This window comes from Comamonas sp. FG99 (assembly GCF_057808605.1).
Window position 1 is genome coordinate 101627 of sequence record NZ_JBMDII010000007.1, and the last position, 20108, is coordinate 121734.

At 68.7% G+C, this 20108-nt stretch carries 19 protein-coding genes; 10 read left to right on the plus strand and 9 right to left on the minus strand.

What is annotated here, in order from left to right:
* Positions 1-41 precede the first annotated feature (41 nt).
* From ACODRX_RS06885 to ACODRX_RS06905, 5 genes are all read left to right on the plus strand, one after another.
* Positions 42-890, plus strand: coding sequence for a 3-hydroxybutyryl-CoA dehydrogenase (locus ACODRX_RS06885; protein WP_488870470.1), 849 nt, complete (start codon positions 42-44; stop codon positions 888-890).
* 2 nt (positions 891-892) lie between these two features.
* Positions 893-1282 carry a hypothetical protein gene (locus ACODRX_RS06890; protein ID WP_488870471.1) on the plus strand — a complete coding sequence of 130 codons (390 nt, stop codon included), beginning with the start codon at positions 893-895 and terminating at the stop codon, positions 1280-1282.
* Positions 1283-1354: 72 nt separating this feature from the next.
* Positions 1355-1828 carry a MarR family winged helix-turn-helix transcriptional regulator gene (locus ACODRX_RS06895; protein ID WP_488870473.1) on the plus strand — a complete coding sequence of 158 codons (474 nt, stop codon included), beginning with the start codon at positions 1355-1357 and terminating at the stop codon, positions 1826-1828.
* A gap of 31 nt (positions 1829-1859) precedes the next feature.
* Positions 1860-2276, plus strand: coding sequence for an organic hydroperoxide resistance protein (locus tag ACODRX_RS06900; protein ID WP_488870475.1), 417 nt, complete (start codon positions 1860-1862; stop codon positions 2274-2276).
* Positions 2277-2300: 24 nt separating this feature from the next.
* Complete coding sequence (locus ACODRX_RS06905) at positions 2301-3314, plus strand: serine/threonine protein kinase (protein WP_488870477.1); 1014 nt, start codon at positions 2301-2303, stop codon at positions 3312-3314.
* On the opposite strand, the gene ACODRX_RS06910 is transcribed toward ACODRX_RS06905, so the two are convergent.
* On the minus strand, positions 3311-4060 hold the full coding sequence (locus tag ACODRX_RS06910) for a sulfite exporter TauE/SafE family protein (protein ID WP_488870479.1): 750 nt from the start codon (positions 4058-4060) through the stop codon (positions 3311-3313). The genes ACODRX_RS06905 and ACODRX_RS06910 overlap by 4 nt on opposite strands.
* A gap of 87 nt (positions 4061-4147) precedes the next feature.
* On the opposite strand from ACODRX_RS06910, the gene ACODRX_RS06915 reads away from it, so the two are divergent.
* Positions 4148-5035: a LysR family transcriptional regulator gene (locus tag ACODRX_RS06915; RefSeq protein WP_488870480.1), complete on the plus strand. Its 888-nt coding sequence runs from the start codon at positions 4148-4150 to the stop codon at positions 5033-5035.
* On the opposite strand, the gene ACODRX_RS06920 is transcribed toward ACODRX_RS06915, so the two are convergent.
* The 3 genes from ACODRX_RS06920 to xrtH are packed head-to-tail and all read right to left on the minus strand — an operon-like array spanning position 5036 to position 6717.
* A complete protein-coding gene (locus tag ACODRX_RS06920) occupies positions 5036-5455 on the minus strand; it encodes a hypothetical protein (protein ID WP_488870481.1) in 420 nt (139 codons plus the stop codon).
* Positions 5455-6177: an exosortase H-associated membrane protein gene (locus ACODRX_RS06925; RefSeq protein ID WP_488870483.1), complete on the minus strand. Its 723-nt coding sequence runs from the start codon at positions 6175-6177 to the stop codon at positions 5455-5457. The genes ACODRX_RS06920 and ACODRX_RS06925 overlap by 1 nt, the downstream gene beginning before the upstream one ends.
* Before the next feature lie 6 nt (positions 6178-6183).
* Entirely contained in the window at positions 6184-6717 is a 534-nt protein-coding gene (gene xrtH, locus ACODRX_RS06930; protein ID WP_488870485.1) for an exosortase H, read from the minus strand.
* Between the two features lie 156 nt (positions 6718-6873).
* Between xrtH and ACODRX_RS06935 the strand changes: the two genes are divergently transcribed.
* The gene (locus tag ACODRX_RS06935) at positions 6874-8076 is read left to right on the plus strand and encodes an MFS transporter (RefSeq protein ID WP_488870486.1); all 1203 of its coding nucleotides are present in this window, start codon (positions 6874-6876) and stop codon (positions 8074-8076) included.
* Positions 8077-8110: 34 nt separating this feature from the next.
* Here ACODRX_RS06935 and metC read toward each other — a convergent pair whose 3' ends face one another.
* The 3 genes from metC to ACODRX_RS06950 all read right to left on the minus strand — a co-directional run bounded on the left by metC (position 8111) and on the right by ACODRX_RS06950 (position 11560).
* A complete protein-coding gene (metC, locus tag ACODRX_RS06940) occupies positions 8111-9310 on the minus strand; it encodes a cystathionine beta-lyase (RefSeq protein WP_488870487.1) in 1200 nt (399 codons plus the stop codon).
* A gap of 3 nt (positions 9311-9313) precedes the next feature.
* Entirely contained in the window at positions 9314-10903 is a 1590-nt protein-coding gene (locus tag ACODRX_RS06945) for a rhodanese-like domain-containing protein (RefSeq protein WP_488870553.1), read from the minus strand.
* 66 nt (positions 10904-10969) lie between these two features.
* Positions 10970-11560, minus strand: a complete 591-nt coding sequence (locus tag ACODRX_RS06950; protein ID WP_488870489.1) for a cysteine dioxygenase family protein — start codon at positions 11558-11560, stop codon at positions 10970-10972.
* Between the two features lie 128 nt (positions 11561-11688).
* Between ACODRX_RS06950 and ACODRX_RS06955 the strand changes: the two genes are divergently transcribed.
* Entirely contained in the window at positions 11689-12561 is an 873-nt protein-coding gene (locus ACODRX_RS06955; protein ID WP_488870490.1) for a LysR substrate-binding domain-containing protein, read from the plus strand.
* A 211-nt stretch (positions 12562-12772) separates the two neighbouring features.
* On the plus strand, positions 12773-13756 hold the full coding sequence (locus tag ACODRX_RS06960) for a Bug family tripartite tricarboxylate transporter substrate binding protein (RefSeq protein WP_488870492.1): 984 nt from the start codon (positions 12773-12775) through the stop codon (positions 13754-13756).
* Between the two features lie 174 nt (positions 13757-13930).
* Here the strand turns inward: ACODRX_RS06960 and ACODRX_RS06965 are convergent, their stop codons facing one another.
* Positions 13931-15259 carry an IS1182 family transposase gene (locus tag ACODRX_RS06965; protein ID WP_488870555.1) on the minus strand — a complete coding sequence of 443 codons (1329 nt, stop codon included), beginning with the start codon at positions 15257-15259 and terminating at the stop codon, positions 13931-13933.
* Between the two features lie 196 nt (positions 15260-15455).
* Positions 15456-17414 carry a molecular chaperone HtpG gene (gene htpG / locus ACODRX_RS06970; protein ID WP_488870494.1) on the minus strand — a complete coding sequence of 653 codons (1959 nt, stop codon included), beginning with the start codon at positions 17412-17414 and terminating at the stop codon, positions 15456-15458.
* 364 nt (positions 17415-17778) lie between these two features.
* Here htpG and ACODRX_RS06975 point away from each other — a divergent pair, with 364 nt between their 5' ends.
* Positions 17779-19986: an SdrD B-like domain-containing protein gene (locus ACODRX_RS06975; RefSeq protein WP_488870495.1), complete on the plus strand. Its 2208-nt coding sequence runs from the start codon at positions 17779-17781 to the stop codon at positions 19984-19986.
* The last annotated feature ends 122 nt before the right edge of the window (positions 19987-20108 follow it).

Genomic DNA, 20108 nt, shown 5'->3' on the forward strand with positions numbered 1-20108 from the left:
CCGGTCTGAATCCCTCCAACACCCCATCCAAGGACAAGACTATGACGATCCAGACCGTAGGCATCATCGGCGCAGGCACCATGGGCAACGGCATTGCGCAGGCCTGCGCGGTGTCGGGCCTGAACGTGGTGATGGTCGACATCGCCGACGCCGCCGTGCAAAAGGGCATTGCCACCGTGGGCGCCAGCCTGGATCGGCTGATCAAGAAGGAAAAGATCGCCGAGGCCGACAAGGCCGCCGCGCTGGCCCGCATCAAGGGCTCGACCAACTACGACGACCTCAAGGCCACGCAGATCGTGATCGAGGCCGCCACCGAGAACGAGGCGCTGAAGATCAAGATCCTGCAGCAGGTGGACGAGCTGCTCGCGCCCGAGGTGATCCTGGCCTCGAACACCTCGTCGATCTCCATCACGCAGCTGGCGGCCATCACCAAGCGCGCCGACAAGTTCATCGGCATGCACTTCTTCAACCCGGTGCCGATGATGGCGCTGGTCGAGATCATCCGCGGCCTGCAGACCAGCGACGCCACGCACGCCAGCGTGAAGGCCCTGGCCGAGAAGCTGGGCAAGACGCCGATCACGGTGAAGAACGCGCCGGGCTTCGTGGTCAACCGCATTCTGGTGCCGATGATCAACGAGGCCTTCTTCGTGCTGGCCGAAGGCCTGGCCACCGCCGAGGACATCGACGCCGGCATGAAGCTCGGCTGCAACCAGCCCATCGGCCCGCTGGCGCTGGCCGACATGGTGGGCCTGGACGTGTGCCTGGCGGTGATGGAGGTCTACCTGACCCAGTTCGGCGACAGCAAGTACCGCCCCTGCCCGCTGCTCAAGGAAATGGTGGCCGCTGGCCGCCTGGGCCGCAAGAGCGGCCGCGGCGTGTACCAGTACTGACCATGGCTCTGCGTGCCCAGTACCACTTCCGGCCGGGGCCGCAGGGCCTGCAGGCCTGGGACGTGCGCCGCCTGATCGCGCTGGCGGCGCCGCTCGCGCCGCACTGGGTACCTCTCACGGCCATCGCCGAGCTCGACGAGCCCTACTGGTTCGGCGCCTCCGAGCCGCGCCCGACCACGCGCGCGCTGGCCGACCACATGCGGCTGGTACAGCAGGCCGACACCGCCTACCCCATCGTGCTGTGCGCCCAGGGCCGGGTGATGGATGGCATGCACCGCGTTGTGCGCCGCCTGATCGACGGGCACGATGCCGTGCTGGCCGTGCAGTTCAACCAGACCCCGTCGCCAGACTACCTGAACGCGGACCCCGACCAGCTCCCCTACGACGACTAGAACCCCTGTCATCGGCATAGATTTCTTGCAATTAAATTGCCAACAATTTAATTGCAAGAAATAATTCAACCCATGCCCAACGCATCCACCCTCTCCAGCAACACCGCCCTGCGGCTCGACCAGCAACTGTGTTTCGCGCTGTACTCGGCCTCGCTGGCGATGACCAAGCTCTACAAACCCTTGCTCGAACCATTGGGTTTGACCTACCCGCAGTACCTGGTGATGCTGGTACTGTGGGAGCAGGACGAGCGCATGGTCAACGAGCTGGGCGAGCGCCTGTATCTGGATTCCGGCACGCTCACGCCGCTGCTCAAGCGCATGGAGGCCGCCGGCTGGCTGCAGCGCCGGCGCGACGCGGCCGACGAGCGCCGGGTGCGCGTCACGCTCACCGCCGCCGGCCGCGCGCTGCGCGAGCAGGCCAGCGGCATTCCCGCCTGCCTGCTGCAGCACAGCCAGTGCACGCTGGACGAGCTGCAGTCGCTGACCGCGCAAGTTCAACAGCTGCGGGACCGCCTCGTGCCGCAGCCGCCCTCCGCTTCATCCTGAAGCGATTCTCACTCTCGAAGGAGTTGTCACCATGGCCTCACTGGACAAAGTTCTCTACACCGCCCGCGCCCACACCACCGGCGGACGCGACGGCGCCTCGCGCAGCGACGACGGCCGCCTGGACATCGCGCTGTCCTCGCCCGGCGGCGCCGGCCAGGGCACCAACCCCGAGCAGCTGTTCGCGGCCGGCTACTCGGCCTGCTTCATCGGGGCGATGAAGGCCGTGGCCGCACGCCAGAAGCTCACCCTGCCGCAAGACCTGTCGGTGGACGCCGAGGTCGACCTGGGCCCCGTGGGCCAAGCCTACGGCATCGCGGTGCGCATGGCCATCCACCTGCCCGGCATGGACCAGGCTGCCGCGCAGCAGCTGGTGGACGCCGCACACCAGGTCTGCCCCTACTCGAACGCCACCCGCGGCAACATCGACGTGCAGCTCACGCTGGCGTGATCGGCGAGCGGCGACAATCGCCGCATGCATGACGCCGCCCCCTCCTCCGCCGCCCACCATCCCTACGCCCAGCTCTCGCCCGACGTGGTGCTGGACGCATTGGCCGGCATCGGCCTGATGGGCGACGGGCGGCTGGCGGCGCTCAACTCCTACGAAAACCGCGTCTACCAGGTCTGGCTGGAAGACGGCAGCCGCGTGGTCTGCAAGTTCTACCGCCCGGGCCGCTGGAGCGACGCGGCCATCGCCGAGGAGCATACCTTCTCGCAGGCGCTGGCCGAGGCCGAGATTCCGGTGGTCGCGCCACTGGCGGTGCAGGGCGCCACGCTGCACCACCATGCGGGCTTTTCTTTCTCGGTATCCCCCTGGCGCGGCGGGCGCCAGCCCGAACTCGACGATTTCGAGGTGCTGGAGTGGATCGGCCGCTTTCTGGCGCGCATCCACACCGTGGGCGCCGCCCAGCCCTTCGCGCAGCGCCCCGCCATCAGCGTACAGGCCTTCGGCCAGGAGCCGCACGACTGGCTGATGCAGCACGGCGACATTCCCCCCGCGCAGCGCACGGCGTGGAGCCGGGCCTGCCTGGCGGCGCTGGAGCAGGTAGGCCGGGCCTTCGGCGCCCACGGCGGCCAGAGCATCCGCCTGCACGGCGACTGCCATCCGGGCAACGTGCTGTGGGTGCCGGCCGACGAACCCGGCGGCGGCCCGCATTTCGTGGACCTGGACGACGCCCGCATGGGCCCGGCGGTGCAGGATCTGTGGATGTTGCTGTCCGGCGACCGCGCGCAGCGCGGCCTGCAGCTATCCACCCTGGTCGAAGGCTACGAGCAGTTCCGCCCCTTCGACCGCCGCGAGCTGGCGCTGATCGAGCCGCTGCGCACGCTGCGCCTCATCCACTACAGCGCCTGGCTGGCGCGCCGCTGGCACGACCCGATCTTTCCCATCCACTTCCCCTGGTTCGGCACCGAGGCCTACTGGGGCGAGCAGGTGCAGCTGCTGCAGGCGCAGATCGAGGCCATGGGCGAGGAGCCGCTCTTCATCTAACGCCATGCGCGCAGCACCAGCTCGCCGCCCAGCACCACCAGGAACAGCAGAAAACAGCGCCGGAACATGGCCGGGCTGATGCGGCTGCGGATGCGCTGCCCCAGCCACATGCCCGCCAATGCCGGCGCAATCGCCAAGGCCGACCAGCCCAGCTGATCGAGCCGCAGCGCGCCTTGCGCCGCCAGGCCCGCGGCCAGCGCCACGGTGGAGACGGTGAACGACAGCCCCAGCGCCTGCACCAGCTCGTCCTTGTCGAGGCGCAGCGATTGCAGGTAGGGCACGGCCGGCATCACCAGCACGCCGGTGGCACCGGTCACCAGGCCCGTCGCGGCCCCGACCAATGGTGACAGCCAGGCCTCCAGCCGGGCGGGCACCGCCAGCGGCGGCGCGCACAGCGCATAGCCCGCATAGGCGATCAGCGCCAAGCCCAGGCCCAGGCCGGCGCGCGCCGGATCGGCCCGCACCAGCAGCGCCGCGCCCAGCACCGTGCCCGCCACGATGCCCAGCATCATCGGCCACAGCCGGCGCGCCAGCCGCGCCTTGGCCGGCCCCGCCAGCAGCTGCCACACATTGGTCACCAGCGACGGCACCAGCAGCAAGGCCGCCGCCGCGGCTGGCGGCAGCGCCATGCCCAGCAGGCCCATGGCCACCGTGGGCAGGCCCATGCCGGTCACGCCCTTGACCATGCCGGCGGCGAGAAAGATGGCGCACAGCAGCGCCGTCCAGGTCGGTGAAATCTCTTGCATGCTGCCATTGGAGCCGCGCGCGCCGCTTGGCACAATGCGGCATTGGGCCCATGAGCCTTCGGCTTTTCCGAAGGGATAGGAGATGCCATGCGCTTTGACTTCACCGACCTGCGCCTGTTCCTGAGCGTGGTGGATGCCGGCAGCATCACCCAGGGCGCGGCCCGCGCGCACCTGGCGCTGGCCTCGGCCAGCGAGCGCCTGCGCGGCCTGGAGCAGGATGCCGGCGTGCCGCTGCTGCTGCGCCATGCGCGCGGCGTGACCACCACCGACGCCGGCGAGGCCCTGGCCCACCATGCCCGCCTGATCCTGCGCCAGCAAGCCCTGCTGCGGGGCGAGCTGCGCGACTTTGCCCAGGGCAGCCAGGGCACGGTGCACCTGCACGCCAACACGGCGGCGCTGGCCGAGTTCCTGCCGCGGCGGCTCGCCCCCTGGCTGGCCGCGCACCCGCGCCTGAACCTGGAGCTCAAGGAGCGCACCAGCGCCGAGATCGTGCGCGCCATCGCCGCCGGCCTGGCGCAGGCCGGCATCGTCTCCAGCGCCATCGAGGCGCCCGGCCTGGTGCGCCAGCCGCTGGCCGACGATCACCTGGTGCTGATCGCCCCCGCCGCGCATGCGCTGGCCGGCGCCCGCGCGCTGCGCCTGGCCGAGGTGCTGGGCGAGCCCTTCGTGGGGCTGGAGCCCGGCAGCGCGCTGCAGGAGCACATCAACGAACAGGCCCGCCGCGCGGGGCGCGAATTGGCCTTCCGGGTGCGCATGAAGACCTTCGAGGGCCTGTGCGACATGGTGGCGCACGGCGTGGGCATAGCCATCATCCCCCGCAGCATCGCCATGCGCCTGCGCAGGCGCCATGCCCTGCGGGCCGTGGCGCTGGACGAAGCCTGGGCCCGGCGCCAGCTATGCCTGTGCTTTCGGGACTGGGAGCAGCTGCCGCTGCCCATGCAAAGCCTGCTGCTGCACCTGGGCGCCACCGGCTGATCAGCAGCGATTCTCCAGCCGGCAATCCGGCACCGGCCGCCCCTGGGCATCGCGCCACTCGATGCTGCCGGGCGGCACCGACGGTACCGGCTCCTGCGCCGGGGCAGGCGCTGGTGCCGAAGCCTTGGCCGGGTCGTACAGCACGGTGCCCGTGCCCACCCCGGCGCCCACGCGGGCATTGCCCACCGAGGTACCTACGCCCACGCCGGCATTGCCGGTGACCTGGCCGTGCTGGTTCACCCCCACGCCAACGCCGAGCGGGCCGACACCCGTGCCCACGCCGGCCGATACGCCGCCGCTGCCCACACCCACGCCGACCGACACCGGCCCCACCGGAATGCCCACGCCCACATAGGGCGAGCAGGCAGCCAGCAGCGCGATGCCGCAGCCCAGGCACAGTACGCGGATCGGCCCTGCCATTAGGAACGCCGAGGCGGCAGCGTGATGCTGGTGTTGCGCGATATCTCCACCGGCGCATCGGCGGCGGGGCGGATCACTTGGGCCGGCGGCGGGGGCGCGGCGGGCGGCGGGGGCGCGATCCTGGGTTGGATGTTCTTCTTCCAGGCCTCGACCAGCACATCGTTCACGAACTGGCGGTCCAGCCACAGCCACAGCAGGAACGGCACCAGCGTCGGCAGCACCAGGCTGCCGAGCTGAAAGCTGTAGGCCAGGGCCTCGAGCTGGCCCTGGCTGATCTTGAGCACCCGCAGGTCCAGCTGCGCCGCCAGCGCCATCTGCATCAGCAGCGAGCTGCAGATGCTGAATGCCTGGAACGGCAGCAGCACCACATAGCCCACGATGGCGCGCCACCAGCGCCCCGGCCCCCAGGCCGCCAGCAGCAGCGCCAGGAAGATCGGGAAGCCGTAGGCATAGCGCCCCGGGTCGCCGTCCACCGAGATCTCCACCCAGCGCCCGCCGGTCTGCGCATTGGCCACCGCCACCGAGGTATCCACCTCCATCTTGCCCGGTGCGATGTGCACCTGCTGCACCCAGCCCGACGCGGTCTGCTCCAGGCCGGCCTTGGACAGCGCCGCCACCGGGTAGGTGATCCACGGCGACAGATAAGTCCAGGCGGTGGTGAAGACGATGATGCCGGCGAACGCCAGCAGCGCGAAACGCTGGATCGGATTGAGGCGCTTCATGGCGTATCAGGCGGCTGCGGGCGTCATCGGGGGCGGCGGCGGATTGGCGTCGTCGGCGCGCTGCTTGCGCTGGCCGGCGCGCACCCACACCAGCCAGACCACCAGCACGTCCAGCATGATCAACGCCTGCCACAGGTATTCGTGGGCGAAGTTGAAGGCCGCCATGTTCCACTGCCCCAGGTAGAACAGGCTGATGACGCGCACGATGTTGATCGCCTGCACCGCGAAAAAGCCGGCCACCATGCCGATGATCTTGTGCCGCCACGACGACGGAAACGCCAGGATCGCAGCAAAAAGCACGATGCAGGCCTCGATGCCGTTGCAGCCCGCCTCGATGGACACGCCGAAATTGGTGGCGTGGTTCCACAGCACCTTGCCCTCGGCCACCGCCGATTTGTCGAACCAGGTCACCAGGAAGGCGCAGATCCGGGCCAGCAGCGCGGTCCACGGCTCCACCAGGTGCTGCTGCACCCAGTTGAGCATATTGATGCCGAACAGCGTGAGCTGGATGGCGAGAAAGACGAAGAAGAAGCGGACCATGGCGTGATGCCCCAGGGGTTGCTTGGCAAGACGTAATCTTACCCGCAGCGCCCGGCAAAACCATGCGCGGGGCCGCAGAACCCCACCTGATCGCACAGGCCGGCGCCAAAGCATGGATACTGCCGCCACTCCTCGCCCCAGCAAAATCCGCAGCCCATGACGGCACCGACGACCTCCCCCCCTGCTCCGCTATCCACCTCCACCCTGCTGCTCATGGCCACCGCCTGCGGCCTGTGCGCTGGCGCCAACTACTTCAACCAGCCGCTGCTGCATTCCATGGCGCAGGGGCTGCGGATCAGCGACGCCCAGGCGTCGAGCACCGTGACCATGGCCCAGGTCTCCTACGGCCTGGGGCTGCTGCTGCTCGTGCCGCTGGGCGACATGCTGGAGCGCCGCCGCCTGGTGCTCACGCTGATGCTGCTGGCCGCCTGCGGCATGCTGGCCAGCGGCGCCAGCGGCCTGGTGGGCAGCTTTGCGCTGCTGGCCGGCGGCACGCTGATGGCTGGCGTGTTCTCGGTCGCGGCCCAGGTGCTGGTGCCCATGGCGGCCACCTTCGCCGCGCCGGGCGCGAGCGGCCGCGCGGTGGGGCTGGTGATGAGCGGCCTGCTGGTCGGCATCCTGGCCTCGCGCAGCGTGGCGGGCATCTTGTCGCAGCTCGGCGGCTGGAGCACCGTGTACTGGGTGGGCGCGACCTGCACCGCGCTGATGGCCGCCCTGCTGGCGCGCGCCCTGCCGCTGGCACCGCCCGCGGCGCCGGTGAGCTACGGCGCCGTGATGCGCTCGCTGGCCGGCCTGCTGCGCAGCCATCCGCGGCTGCGCAGCCGCTCGCTGATCGGCGGGCTGGGCTTCGCGACGGTGAGCGTGCTGTTTTCCACAATGGCGCTGCTGCTGGCCGGCCCGCGCTTCGCGCTCAGCGACCTGCAGATCGGCCTCATCGGCATTGCCGGCATCGCCGGCGCGCTGATGGCCAATGCGGCCGGCCGCCTGGCCGACCGCGGGCTGGAGCAATCGACCACGCTGGCCGGCGCGCTGCTTCTACTGCTGGGCTGGCTCGCGCTGTGGCTGGGTGGCTCCAGCCTGTGGTGGTTCCTGGCCGGCATGCTGGTGGTGGACGGCGCGCTGCAGGCGCTGCACATCAGCAACCAGAACGTGGTCTACGCGCTGGCGCCCGAGGCGCGCTCGCGCATCAACGCGGTCTACATGACGACGTATTTCATCGGCGCCTCCATCGGCTCGGCGCTGGGCTCCTGGGCCTGGCTGCACCATGGCTGGGGCGGCACCAGCGCCATGGGCGGCATGCTGGGCCTGGCCACGCTGGCCGTGGTGTGCTGGGACCGGCGGCTGGCAAAACACCAGTGAGCGCCGCCACGGCCTGGGCAGCGCCAGATGGCGGTCAGCTTGCGATGCCGGCCTTCGCAAAGGCTTGTTCGAGATCGGCCATCAGGTCCTGCGGGTCTTCCAGCCCCACATGCAGGCGGATCACCTGCCCCCGCGCGCTCCAGTCGGCGATGCTGCGCGCCTGCGCCATGTGCGCGGGCGTGACCAGGCTTTCGTAGCCTCCCCAGGAGGCGCCCAATCCGAACAGCTGCAGGCCGTCGATCAGCTGATCCACCACCTCGGGGGCGATGGCCGGCCTGAGCTCGAAGGAGACCAGGCCATTCGTGCCCCGGCAGTCGCGCTGCCAGAGCAAGTGGCCGGGGTGGCTCGCCAAGGCAGGGCAGAACACGGTCTGGACTGCGGGATGGGCCTGCAGCCAGCGCACCACCTGCAGCGCGTGCTCCTCGTGCATGCGCAGACGCGCCGGCAGCGAGCGCATGCCGCGCAGCACGAGCCAGGCGTCGTCGGGGCTGACCGTCATGCCGAAGGCATCGCAGCGCTCGGCCAGCGGCGCCCAGGCTGCCTGCGTGGTGGCAATCGTGCCCATCATCACATCCGAATGGCCCGAGAGGTATTTGGTGGCCGCCATGATGGACACGTCCGCGCCCAGCGCCAGCGGCCGGTACTGCACACCCGAGCCCCAGGTATTGTCCGCCACGAGCAGGGCTCCGCGCTCATGCGCCATGGCGGCGAGCGCCGGCAGGTCGCACATCTCGTACACCAGCGAGCCGGGGCATTCGACATAGACCATGCGCGTGTTGGGCTGCATCCGGGCTACGGCATCGCTGCCGTCGGCGGCAAAAAAGCTGCACTCTATGCCGTAGGGCTGCAGGAATTGCTGCGCCAGGTGGCGCGCCGGCTGGTAGGCGCTGTCGGTGACGAGCACGTGGTCGCCGGGCTTCAGATAGCTCAGCCAGGCCATGCCGATGGCGGCCAGCCCGGTGGGCAGGAGGCGGGTGCGCCAGGCGCCTTCCAGCTCGCTGACCGCGTCTTCCAGCGCAAAAGTGGTAGGCGTGCCGCGTGCGCCATAGCTGAAGATGCGCTCCTGGCTGCGGCGCGTGCGCATCTCGCGCTGCTGCGCGGTGCTCTCGAAGACCACGGTGCTGGCCCGCACGATGGGCGGATTGACCGCGCTGCCGCCTGCATAGGCGGGGGCTTTGCCCATGCGCATGAGCCGGGTCTGCAAGCCCGCGCCGGTATCGGATCTGTCGGGCATGGCTCAGCCCCCCGGCGCAGCCGCGGCTGCCGCCGGCAAGCGAAACGCAGCCAGTTCATGCTCGTCGAGCTGGGCCACCAGCCCGGTCTCCCAGGCCAGGTAGCGCCGCGCGGCCTCCTTGTTGCCATCGTGCCGGTCGTGCACGAAAAAGAGGTGGTCGATGCAGTCGGCATCGCAAGGGGTGTCGGGCGATGCCTCGATGGCAAGGCCCGCTTCCCGCCACGCCGCCATGCCGCCCTGCAGCAGCAAGGGCGGTTGGGCGAGCTGGCAATCTGCCACGGCCCAGGCGGCCAGCGCGGGCTCGTCGGCAACCAGCACGAGCTGGCGCTCTTGCCGCGCGAGATCGGCCGCCAGCCGGGGCCGGATCGACCAGCGCGCGCCGGGAATATGGGCGCCGCGGTAGGCCATGCCGGCGCGCAGGTCCACGACGCAGGCCGTGCTCGACCGCAGGCGGGCCGCAAGTTCCTGCGCGGCAATAGCGGCCAGCGGCGGCGCCTGCGGCGCCATGGGTGCCTGCAGCGCCAGACCGCTGGCAATGCCCTCGCCGAGCACGCAGGCCTCGTGCCCCATCTGGTGCAGCCAGCTGGCGACCACGGGGGCGCGCACGCCGTCGCTGTCGAACAGCACCAGCCGCGCACCGCGCACGCCGATGTATTGGTCGAAGGCCTGCATCAGCTGGCCGCCCGGCGTATGCTGCGCGCCGGGCAGGCTGCCCAGGGCAAACTCCTCCGGCGTGCGCACATCGCACAGGAAGAGCGTGCGGCTGGCATCGGCCGCCCAGGCCTGCACGGTGGCGGCATCCACCGTGGGCACGCCAAAGCGCGCGGCCAGCCGCTGCGCGGCGGGGCGCAGCGCCTGGCTGCCCGAGCCCTCGGGATAGCGCCGCGTACCGCCATGCTCTAGCGCTTGGTCGGCGAGGAACCAGCCCTGGGTGCCGTTTTCAAGCGCATAGACGGGATTGGGCAGGCCCAGGTTGATCAGCGTCTGCGCGCCAATGATCGAGCGCGTGCGGCCGGCGCAGTTGATGACGATCGGGGTGGTATCGTCCGGCACCAGTGAACGCACGCGGTAGGCCAGCTCGCCGTTCGGGCAGCATGAAGCCGTGGGGATGTTCATCTTGCGGAACTCCGGCACCGGCCGGCCGTCGAGCACCACCACGGGCTGCGGCCCCGCCATCATCGCCGCCAGCTGCCCGGCGCTGACGCGCGGCGTGCGGTAGATGTGCTCGGCCAGTTCGCCAAAGGTCTTGGAAGGCAGGTTCACGCCCGCAAACAGCACATGGCCGGCGGCCTGCCAGCCCTGGGCGCCGCCATCGAGCAGGTGGACATGGACATAGCCCAGCGCCTGCAGCCGCCGGGCCGCGCGCCAGGCAACGCCATCGGGCGCGCCCTGTTCGTCGTACACCACGATGCGCACTGCCAGGCGTGGCACCAGCCGCCGCACCTCCAGCTCCAGCCGGCTGTAGGGCAGCGGCGTGGCGTGAAACAAGTGGGCCTCGCCGTACTGGCCGTGCTCGCGCACGTCGAGCACGGCTATCTCCTGGCCGTCATGCAGCCAGGACTTGAGCGCCGCGGGCGCGATGCGTTCGATCATCATGAAAAACCGTGCAGAAGCAAATGCAAATTCGAAGGCAAATTCGAGGCTGTGGGCGCAAGGCGGTCAGCGGCGGGTCTGCACACCGATGCCCATGGTCTGGCAGGTGCCCTGTTCGAGGTCGTAGGCGGTGCGCTGGTTCAGCGTCTCCAGCGCGCGGCCGTACATGTGCAGGTGGCGGATGACCTGCTCGCCCTCGATCTGCACCGAATGGATGTCATCGGGCATCAGCGCAATGCCATGCCCCGGCTCGACCAGCACGCGCGCCGTCTCGCGCAGCGTGCCCACGCCCGGCACGGAGCCATCGTCGGTGCGCTCGTACACGCGGTTGACCTCGCCGCCCTCGACCGCCGCGATGCAGGCCCAGGTGGTGTGGTTGTGCGGCACGATGCGCTTGCCCGGCCGCATCACGTTCAGGTACAGCGCATAGCTCTGGTCCGCATCCTCCGCGATCAGGTAGCGCGCCTGGTATTCGCCCGCTTCGGGCGCAGGAAAATCGCCGCCCTGCCACAGGTCGCGCCGCGCTGCGAGGCCCTCCAGGAGCTGCTTGACGGTGGCCAGGGATGCGCGCGTCGGCAGGGCCTCGCCCATGGCGGACTTCATCCGGGCGATGGCCGCATCGACCGCCTGCTGGCGCTGTTCGCTGGTGTTGCTCACGAGAAACTCCTTCACTGTTGGGCATGCTTTTTGCAGGTCGCTCCCGCACATGGCAAGGCTCACTGTAGCTGCCGCATGGTGCTGAATCAAGCTTGCTACGCTGTCCAACACATCAGTATCATTAATGAATGAACGCCCTCGACCTGGAACAACTCCGTACTCTGGCGGCCATCGTGCGCCATGACAGCTTCGGCGCCGCCGCCGTGCAGCTGGGCAAGACCCAATCGGCCGTCACGCAGCAGATGCAGCGGCTCGAAGAGTCGATCGGCCACCCGCTATTCGAGAAGCGCGGCCGGCAAAAGCGCCTGACGGAGCACGGCGAGCGGCTGCTGGTCTATGCCCGCCACATGCTGTCCATCAACGACGAAGCCCTGCGCCACCTGCGGCAGGGGCGGCTCGAAGGCACGCTGCGCATCGGCGCACCGCACGATGTGGCCGAGACCATACTGCCATCGCTGCTGGCGGAGGTGGTGCGCAGCTCGCCCATGCTGCAGCTGGATGTGCATGTCGGCCGCAGTCCGTTCCTGATGGAGTCGCTCAAGCGCGGCGAGATCGACATGGCCATCTCCAATCGGGCAGACGCCGAGCTGCAAGGCGTGGTGCTGCGCACATCGCCCACGGTATGGCTGTGCGGCGCCGCCTACGTGCACGACCCGTCGCGCCCAATCCCGATGATCATGGCCGATGGCCCGAGCATCTTCCGCCGCCTGGCACAAGAGGCGCTCGACGATGCCGGCGTCGCCTGGACGCCGCGCTACACCTCCAGCAGCCTGATCGGCATCCGGGCCGCGCTGCGCGCGGGCCTGGGCGTGACGGCGCGCGGCGTGGAGCAGCTCGACAACGGCCTGCGCGTGCTAGGCGCGGCCGAGGGCCTGCCGCCGCTGCCCGCGCTGGTCTATCGCCTGTATGTGCGCCATCGGGTGGTCAACCCGCTGACCCGCCAGGTCTTCGAATCGATCCGCAGCCGCGCCCAAGGCGGCGGCCAGCCGGCGGGCGGCTGAATTCCTCCGGGAGCGGAAAGCCCGGCAACTCATCAGAAACTCTTATTGGATTTGCGCTGCAAAGGGCTCGATCTGCGCCAGCGCGACCGCCATGATGGAGCACTTGGCGGCCAAAGCAGCCCATGTGGCGCAACAGCGCACCCCGCAGCTGTCGCCAAGCGTCCAGCCACCCCACAGGAGTCTTTCCATGCGTCGTGCCCTTGCTTACCGAATGTCCTTTTGTACCCTTGGCGGCCTGGCGCTCAGCCTGGCCTGCTCGCTGCCGGCGCATGCACAGGCTCTGCCCAAGGCGGGCGACTTTCCGAGCCAGCCGATCCGGCTGGTGTCGCCATTCCCGCCGGGCGGGGGCAACGACTTTCACACGCGCCTGGTCGGCAATGAGCTGGCGGCAATCACCGGGCAGCCGGCCGTCGTCGAGAACCGGGCCGGCGCAGGCGGCAACATCGGCGCCAAGGCAGTCGCCGACAGCAAGGCCGACGGCTACACCGTGCTCGCGTCCCAGGTGTCGATCATGGCGGTGAACCCGAGCCTGTACCGCGCGCCAGGGTTCGACCCGCTCAAGAGCTTCGTACCCATTACCCAGATCAATGCGGCGCCACTGGCCATCGTCGTGGCCGCGAACTCGCCGCTCAAGACCATGGACGATCTGCGCGCCCAAGCCAAGCTCCCCGGCCATGATCTGACCTACGCGACCCCGGGCAACGGCACCTTGTCGCACCTGGTGGGCGTGGTGCTGGACAAGGATGCCGGCATCCACCTCACCCATGTGCCGTACCGCGGCGCGGGCCCGGCGCTGACCGACCTGATGGGCGGACAAGTCTCGGTCATGATCACCTCGACCTCATCGGTGGCCGGCTACCTGCAGCAGGGCCTGGTGCGGGCGCTGGCAGTCACCAGCCCGCGGCGCGTAGGCGTGTTCAAGAGCGTGCCCACGCTGGAGGAGCTGGGCATGAAGAACATGAACTACGAGGACTGGTACGGCTTCTTCGCCCCGGCAGGCACGCCGCCCGCGCGCGTGGCCTATCTGAACCAGACCATCACCAGGGCGCTCAGGCAGCCGGCGGTGGAAAAGAAGATCGTCGAGGCTGGGGGCGAGCTGGTGGCCGGCACGCCCGAGCAGCTGGCGGCACAGATGCGCCAGGACCTGGATCGCTGGTCGCGCGTGGTCAAGCTCTCGGGCGCCTCGGTGGACTGACAAGCCGTGAACGAACCACTGTTTGTGCAATCTGAACGGTGCCAACGTGGTGGTGCCGGCCACGGCCGGCCTGTGGGCCGGTTCGTGCTGGCCGCCTCGATTGCGGCCGCACAGTTGCGTGAGGGTCTTGCTGAGGCACTTTCAGCGCGCCCCAGGCGCCGCGCAGGCCCCGATTCAACCCGCTGGCGCGATACCCAGGCTGCGCATGCGCATCAGGTTGTGCGCCAAGGCGTGCCACAGCAGCACCGCGCGCGCCTTGAGTGCTCCACAGACGTTGAACCGCTGCAGTCCACGCCGTCTGAGCTGCGCGTTGGTGCATTCCACGCTGGCACCACGCCAGATGTACAGATCCTTGGCGAACTCGCTGGCCATGAAGGCGCGCCAGTGCGACTGCGCAGGGGTGTCGCTGTCCTTGGGGGCCAGCCGGTCGATGTCCGGGTTGCGGCTGCGCGGTGGCGGCAGCACCGGCTGGGTGCCGCGCTCGCTCAACTCGTCGATGGCCTGAAGCTTGGTGAAGCCGCCGTCGGCCAGCCAGTGCTCGGGCGTGGTGGCGTAGCGCTGCTGCAGCTCTTGGTGCATCGGGGCCATCTGGCCCATGTCGCTGCCGCTGTTGGTGATGGCCACGGCGGCGATGAGCTGGGTCTGCACGTCAACGGCCAGTTGGGCGTTGAAGGCTGGACGGAAACCGCCATCGGCCATCTTCATCACACGTGCCTCGGGATCGCTCGTGCTCACCCGTGGCTGAGGCTGGGGTTTGGCCGGCTTGGGCTCGGTGGCGCTGGCGCCACCGGCGGGCGGGTCATCGCCTGGGCCATGTCGCTTGGACCGCTTGGCCGCCTTGGGCTCGGGCAGCGGCTTGCGCTGCAACTTGTCCATGGTGGCCAGCGCGGCGGCCAGGCGCTGCTCGCGCTCACGCGCGGCGCGCTCGACAGCCGCCTGCTTGCGCCGCGCGCTGGCCCCAGCGTCCTCGGTCAACTCGCGTTTGAGCGCACGGACCTGCTCTTGCGCCTGGGTGTGCAGTTCGGCCAGCTTCTGACGGCGTCGAAAGCTCGACGCCTTGGCGTGCGCCCGCACGCGCAGTCCGTCCTGCGCCACGACGCTCAAAGTGACCAGTCGGCGATCGAGCAGCGAGGTGATCGAGCGCGTCAGCTGCGCGTCCAGCCAGCCCTCGTGCTCGGTGCGAAAGTCCGCCAGCGAGTGGTAGTTCACGCCCACGCCGCCGCAGATCCAGCGGTACACGTCATCACGCTCGCACAGCCGGTCGATCTCGCGCGCCGAGCCGACACCGTCGATCGTGGCCCACAGCCACAGCGCTACCAGGATCGCCGGGTCGATGGCCGGAGCACCACCGCGGCTGCCTGCAGACTTGATACGCGCGTACAGCGGGGCCAGCTCCATCGCCTGCACGAACGCCCAGACGGTGCGTGCGGGGTGATCGGGCGTCAGCAGCGCATCCAGGTCCACGGGGCGCAGCTCGATCTGGTTGCGCACCGGCGACATCACGCGCGGCGCGCCCTGCGCATTGCCCCCAGCCTGCGCAGCCGCTGCGCTGGCCCTCAGTTCCCTTTCACCGAACAAACCCGTCTGGGTCTGTTCGCCCTCGTCCTTCGTCTTCGCGCTGATCATGCATTGCATGATCGCTCAACGGCGAAGTTCGTTCACACGTTCTGACGGCGCGGGGGCCGGCCTCGGTCTGCCCTCAAGCCAGCAGCGCGTTCACCCGCCTGACGTAGGCCGCCGGGTCCTCGGGCATACCGCCCTCGGCCAGCACGGCCTGGTCGAACAGGATGTTGGCCAGATCGTGGAAATGCACCGAGCCGTCGAGCTTCTTGACCAGCGGGTGCTCGGGGTTCACTTCGAGCACCGGCTTGGTGTCGGGCGCCTTCTGGCCGGCCTGCTTGAGCAGGCGCGCCAGCTGCAGGCTCATGCCGCCGTCCTGCACCACCAGGCAGGCCGGTGAATCGACCAGGCGGCTGGTGGCGCGCACGTCTTCGGCCCTGTCCTTGAGCGCCTCTTTGAGCTTGGCCAGCACGGGCTTGAAGGCTTCGGCGGCTTCTTCGGCGGCCTTCTTCTCGGCCTCGTCCTGCAGCTTGCCCAGGTCGACCGCGCCCTTGGCCACCGACTGCAGCGGCGTGCCGTCGAAGTCCTGCAGGTAGTTCAGCGCCCACTCGTCCACGCGGTCGGCCATGAGCAGCACCTCGATGCCCTTCTTCTTGAAGACCTCGAGCTGCGGGCTGTTCTTGGCCGCGGCCAGCGTGTCGGCGGTGATGTAGTAGATAGCCTCCTGGCCCTCCTTCATGCGCGCCTTGTACTCGGCCAGGCTGACGCTGGGCGTGTCGCTGCCGGTGGAGGCGAAGCGCAGCAGCCTGGCGATGCGCTCCTTGTTGCCGAAGTCCTCGCCCAGGCCTTCCTTGAGCACCGCGCCGAACTCGTTGTAGAACTGCGTGTACTTGCCTTCCTTGGCCTTGTCCTCTTCGCTGACCACATCGGCCACACCATCGGCACCCTCGCCGGCCGCATGCCTGTCATGCCTGGCCAGGTCTTCCAGCATCGACAGCACGCGCTTGGTCGAGCCTTCGCGGATCAGGCGCACGTCGCGGCTTTCCTGCAGCAGCTCGCGGCTCACGTTCAGCGGCAGGTCGGCCGAGTCGATCACGCCCCGCACGAAGCGCAGGTACTGGGGCATCAGCGCCTCGGCGTCGTCCATGATGAACACGCGCTTCACATACAGCTTGATGCCGGAATGCTTGTCCCGCTGGTACAGGTCGAACGGCGCCTTGGCCGGGATGTAGAGCAGCTGCGTGTACTCGGTATTGCCCTCGACGCGGTTGTGGCTCCAGGTGAGCGGGTTCTCGAAGTCATGGCTCAGCGCCTTGTAGAAGTCCTGGTACTGCTCGTCGCTGATGTCCTTCTTGGGCCGGGTCCACAGCGCGCTGGCCTGGTTCACCGTCTCCCATTCACCGGTCTTGACCATCTCGCCAGGCTGGTCGTTCTCGCCGTCCTTCCACTCTTCCTTCTCCATCAGGATGGGCAGGCTGATGTGGTCGGAGTACTTGCCGATGATCTGCTTGAGCTTCCAGCCATTGAGGAACTCCTCGGCCTCGGGGCGCAGGTGCAGCGTGATGCTGGTGCCGCGCTGCTGGCGCTCGATCTGCTCGACCTCGAACTCGCCGGTGCCGCCGCTCACCCAGCGCACGCCCTCGGCCGCCGGCAGGCCCGCGCGGCGCGATTCGACCGTGATCTTGTCGGCCACGATGTAGCCCGAGTAGAAGCCCACGCCGAACTGGCCGATCAGCTGGCCCTGCTCCGACGCCGTGGCCTTCTGCTCGCCCGAGAGCCTGTCCATGAAGGCCTTGGTGCCGCTCTTGGCAATGGTGCCCAGGTTGTCGATGGCCTCCTGCTCGCTCATGCCGATACCGGTGTCGGCGATGGTGATGGTCTTGGCGGCCTTGTCGAAAGACACGCGCACCTGCAGCTCGGGCTGGTCTTCGTAGAGCGCGGCATGGTTCAGCGCCTCGAAGCGCAGCTTGTCGCAGGCGTCGGAGGCATTGGAGATCAGCTCGCGCAGAAAGATCTCGGGATTGGAGTACAGCGAATGCGTGACCAGGTGCAGCAACTGCGCGACTTCGGCCTGAAAAGAATGGGTTTTCTTTGACATAAATAAAAGAAATAAAAAGATATGTAAAAGTACTACTTCAGATATGGGCGCATATCTTCAAGTCAAGCCCTCTTAAGCAAGAGAGAAAATCATTCACAACATTTTCAACATTTATTAAATAAAGCAAATGAAAAGGAAAGCATCCATAGACTCGCTTCCGTATTTTGTAAAAATTTGATTCAATCTTGATCTGCTCCACGCGGTCTTTGGCAGCGAGAGCAGGCGCCATTGGATTGGTCTGCCGAGGCCATTCTGACGCAAGATTTTCCCGCGCCCATCCTCGATAGGTGGCGCGCACCTTAGATGAGAGAAATGGTGTTTCGTGAAGCCATCGCCGCCGTGCCGTGCCATACCAGCCCGTGCCTTGGATTCCAAGGTAGCGTATGCGGCATATCTGCTGGCCTGCGCGGCCGGCCTCGCACCGGCCATGGCGCAGCAGCCGCCCGCAGCACAAGCGCCCCCCCGCATCGAAGCCTTGACGCCGGCCCAGGCCGAGCAGGCACGCCTGCGCGCACTCGTCGATGCGGCGCCGCCCGCCTATGAGGATCGCTTCATGAGCCCGGATGAAGTCACTGCGCTGCGCGCCGAGGCCGGCTCGGCCGAGGCCGATGCCGCCTCCCAGCCCGAAGGGCTGCGCAGCTGGGCCGTGGAAGGGCGCCTGGGCTTGGGGCAGTCGGACGGCACCGGCCTGGGCAAGCGGCAAGCCACCGAACTCGGCCAGCGCATCGAATACCGCCAGCAAACGCTCAACTACGGCGAATGGATCTTGCAAGCCGATGCCCGCGCGCTGCGCGGCGACCAGAATGCCTGGAACGGTATCGGCGCGCTAGGCTATGCGCGCGAGGCCAGCAGCCAGCGCATCACCTTGCGCAACCTGGGCACCCCCCTCACGCGCGACGTGCTGGCCGACACCACGCTGGGCGACACCTATAGCGAACTGACCACGGGCCTCGGCCGCAACTACCGCCTCACGCTCGGCAACAGCACCGTGCGCGGCCTCTCCACCCGGCTCTATGGCAGCGACTTCGACCTGCGCGCCGGCATGGGCGAGCGCGGCGACCTGCTTGGCGGCCCCTACCCCGGCTTCGAGAAAAGCCAGGGCAGCATCGCCTGGCTGGGCGCTACGCGGCGCCTGGCCGGCCCGTGGTACGCGGCCGGCCAGATCGAGCAGGCAAGCAATATCCCAGGCAGCTACTTCGACCCCTTCTCCAGCGCTGGCTCGGGCAGCAAAAACACCTCCAGCTGGGCCGCCGCGCTGGGCTATGGAACGGAGCTGCGGCAAGACGGCGACCTGCGCGCGCGCCTCACCGCAGTGGGCAGCAACACCAGCACCGCCACACCCAACGTCCCGGCAGGCGGCGCACAGGGCCTGTACCTGGAGGCGGGCGCGAAGCTCGGGCGCTTTCGCCACGAGTTCGGCGCCTATGCCTCCAAGCCCAACCTGTATTTCGGCGACTACCTGCTGCCCTCGGGCACACAGGGCGCCTACTGGCGCGTAGACCACAGCGCCAACCGCCTGAGCTGGGGCGGCGGCTTCGACTACGAGCGCACGCGCCCCAGCACCCTGCCAGCGCTGCAAGGCTCCTCCCGCCTGGGCGCCAGCGGCAACCTGCAATACATGATCGACCGCCGCGACTCCATCGGCGGCAGCCTCAACGCCTACCAGACCCGCTACGACGCCAATGCCAGCGGCCAGGCCACGCTGGGCACGCAGCGCAGCCTCTATGCCTACGCCTTCTACCAGACCCGCTTCTTCGACTGGCCGCGCACCCGCCTGAGCCTGACGGCGCGGCGCAACGAGCAGATCGTGCTCGATGGCGACACCGCCACCGGGCGCGAAGTGCAGTGGGAGCAAGACTGGATTGCCGCCCGGCGCGAAACCATGCGCCCCGAAGTCACCACCACCCTGGGCTGGGCGGACGACCGCAGCAGCGGCGTCGCGCACCAATACCCCACGGCAGGCGTGCAGGTGCGCTACTGGGCCAGCAGCACGCTGAGCTTCTCGGGCAACCTGCGCTATACCTCGCAAACCGGCGGCCTCTATACCAGCCGGGGCCTGTCGGGCACGCTGGCCGCAGAGCAGATCCTGGGCCATGGCTGGCGCCTGGGCTTTTCGGCCCTAATCAACCAGGCCCGCGCCGCCACGAACCAGTTGCCCAGCTGGAGCGGTCCACAGGTCTACCGCAGCAACGACAAGACCGCCTACATCTACCTGCGCTGGGAAGGCAGTGCCGGCCGCCCCTTTGCCGTGGCCGGCGGCGCGCCCGGTGCGGGCGCGGGCAGCGTGGCGGGCCGCGTGTTCTACGACGCCAACCGCGACGGCCGCCAGCAGATCGGCGAAGGCGGTGCCAGCGGCGTCGAAGTCGTGCTGGACGGCCGCTACCGCACCACGACCGACCGCGACGGCCGCTTCAGCTTTCCGATGGTCGGCCTGGGCCGCCATCAGATCACCCTCACGCTCGACAGCGTGCCACTGCCCTGGGGAGCGGCTGGCGATGGCGGCGTGAGCGTCGATGTTCCGCTGCGTGGCGAAGCCAACGCCGAGATTCCCGTCATCAAGGTGGGGGAGTAGCCATGCAGCAGAACACAGCTGGCGAATGTGTAACGAGCAGTAAACCCATGGAGTTGTGCGCACGTTATGAGCCAGCCTCCCGCGCAGCAGCGCTTTTTGCCAACCTCACTTTGAAACCAAGG

Bases quoted from the DNA above. Each gene is read 5' to 3' on its own strand.
- ACODRX_RS06885 (WP_488870470.1), top strand. From the start codon at position 42: ATGACGATCCAGACCGTAGGCATCATCGGCGCAGGCACCATGGGCAAC.
- ACODRX_RS06890 (WP_488870471.1), top strand. From the start codon at position 893: ATGGCTCTGCGTGCCCAGTACCACTTCCGGCCGGGGCCGCAGGGCCTG.
- ACODRX_RS06960 (WP_488870492.1), top strand. From the start codon at position 12,773: ATGTCCTTTTGTACCCTTGGCGGCCTGGCGCTCAGCCTGGCCTGCTCG.
- xrtH (WP_488870485.1), bottom strand. From the start codon at position 6,717: ATGGTCCGCTTCTTCTTCGTCTTTCTCGCCATCCAGCTCACGCTGTTC.
- ACODRX_RS06925 (WP_488870483.1), bottom strand. From the start codon at position 6,177: ATGAAGCGCCTCAATCCGATCCAGCGTTTCGCGCTGCTGGCGTTCGCC.
- ACODRX_RS06915 (WP_488870480.1), top strand. From the start codon at position 4,148: ATGCGCTTTGACTTCACCGACCTGCGCCTGTTCCTGAGCGTGGTGGAT.
- ACODRX_RS06945 (WP_488870553.1), bottom strand. From the start codon at position 10,903: ATGATCGAACGCATCGCGCCCGCGGCGCTCAAGTCCTGGCTGCATGAC.
- ACODRX_RS06895 (WP_488870473.1), top strand. From the start codon at position 1,355: ATGCCCAACGCATCCACCCTCTCCAGCAACACCGCCCTGCGGCTCGAC.
- metC (WP_488870487.1), bottom strand. From the start codon at position 9,310: ATGCCCGACAGATCCGATACCGGCGCGGGCTTGCAGACCCGGCTCATG.
- ACODRX_RS06910 (WP_488870479.1), bottom strand. From the start codon at position 4,060: ATGCAAGAGATTTCACCGACCTGGACGGCGCTGCTGTGCGCCATCTTT.
- ACODRX_RS06905 (WP_488870477.1), top strand. From the start codon at position 2,301: ATGCATGACGCCGCCCCCTCCTCCGCCGCCCACCATCCCTACGCCCAG.
- ACODRX_RS06935 (WP_488870486.1), top strand. From the start codon at position 6,874: ATGACGGCACCGACGACCTCCCCCCCTGCTCCGCTATCCACCTCCACC.
- ACODRX_RS06955 (WP_488870490.1), top strand. From the start codon at position 11,689: ATGAACGCCCTCGACCTGGAACAACTCCGTACTCTGGCGGCCATCGTG.
- htpG (WP_488870494.1), bottom strand. From the start codon at position 17,414: ATGTCAAAGAAAACCCATTCTTTTCAGGCCGAAGTCGCGCAGTTGCTG.
- ACODRX_RS06900 (WP_488870475.1), top strand. From the start codon at position 1,860: ATGGCCTCACTGGACAAAGTTCTCTACACCGCCCGCGCCCACACCACC.
- ACODRX_RS06920 (WP_488870481.1), bottom strand. From the start codon at position 5,455: ATGGCAGGGCCGATCCGCGTACTGTGCCTGGGCTGCGGCATCGCGCTG.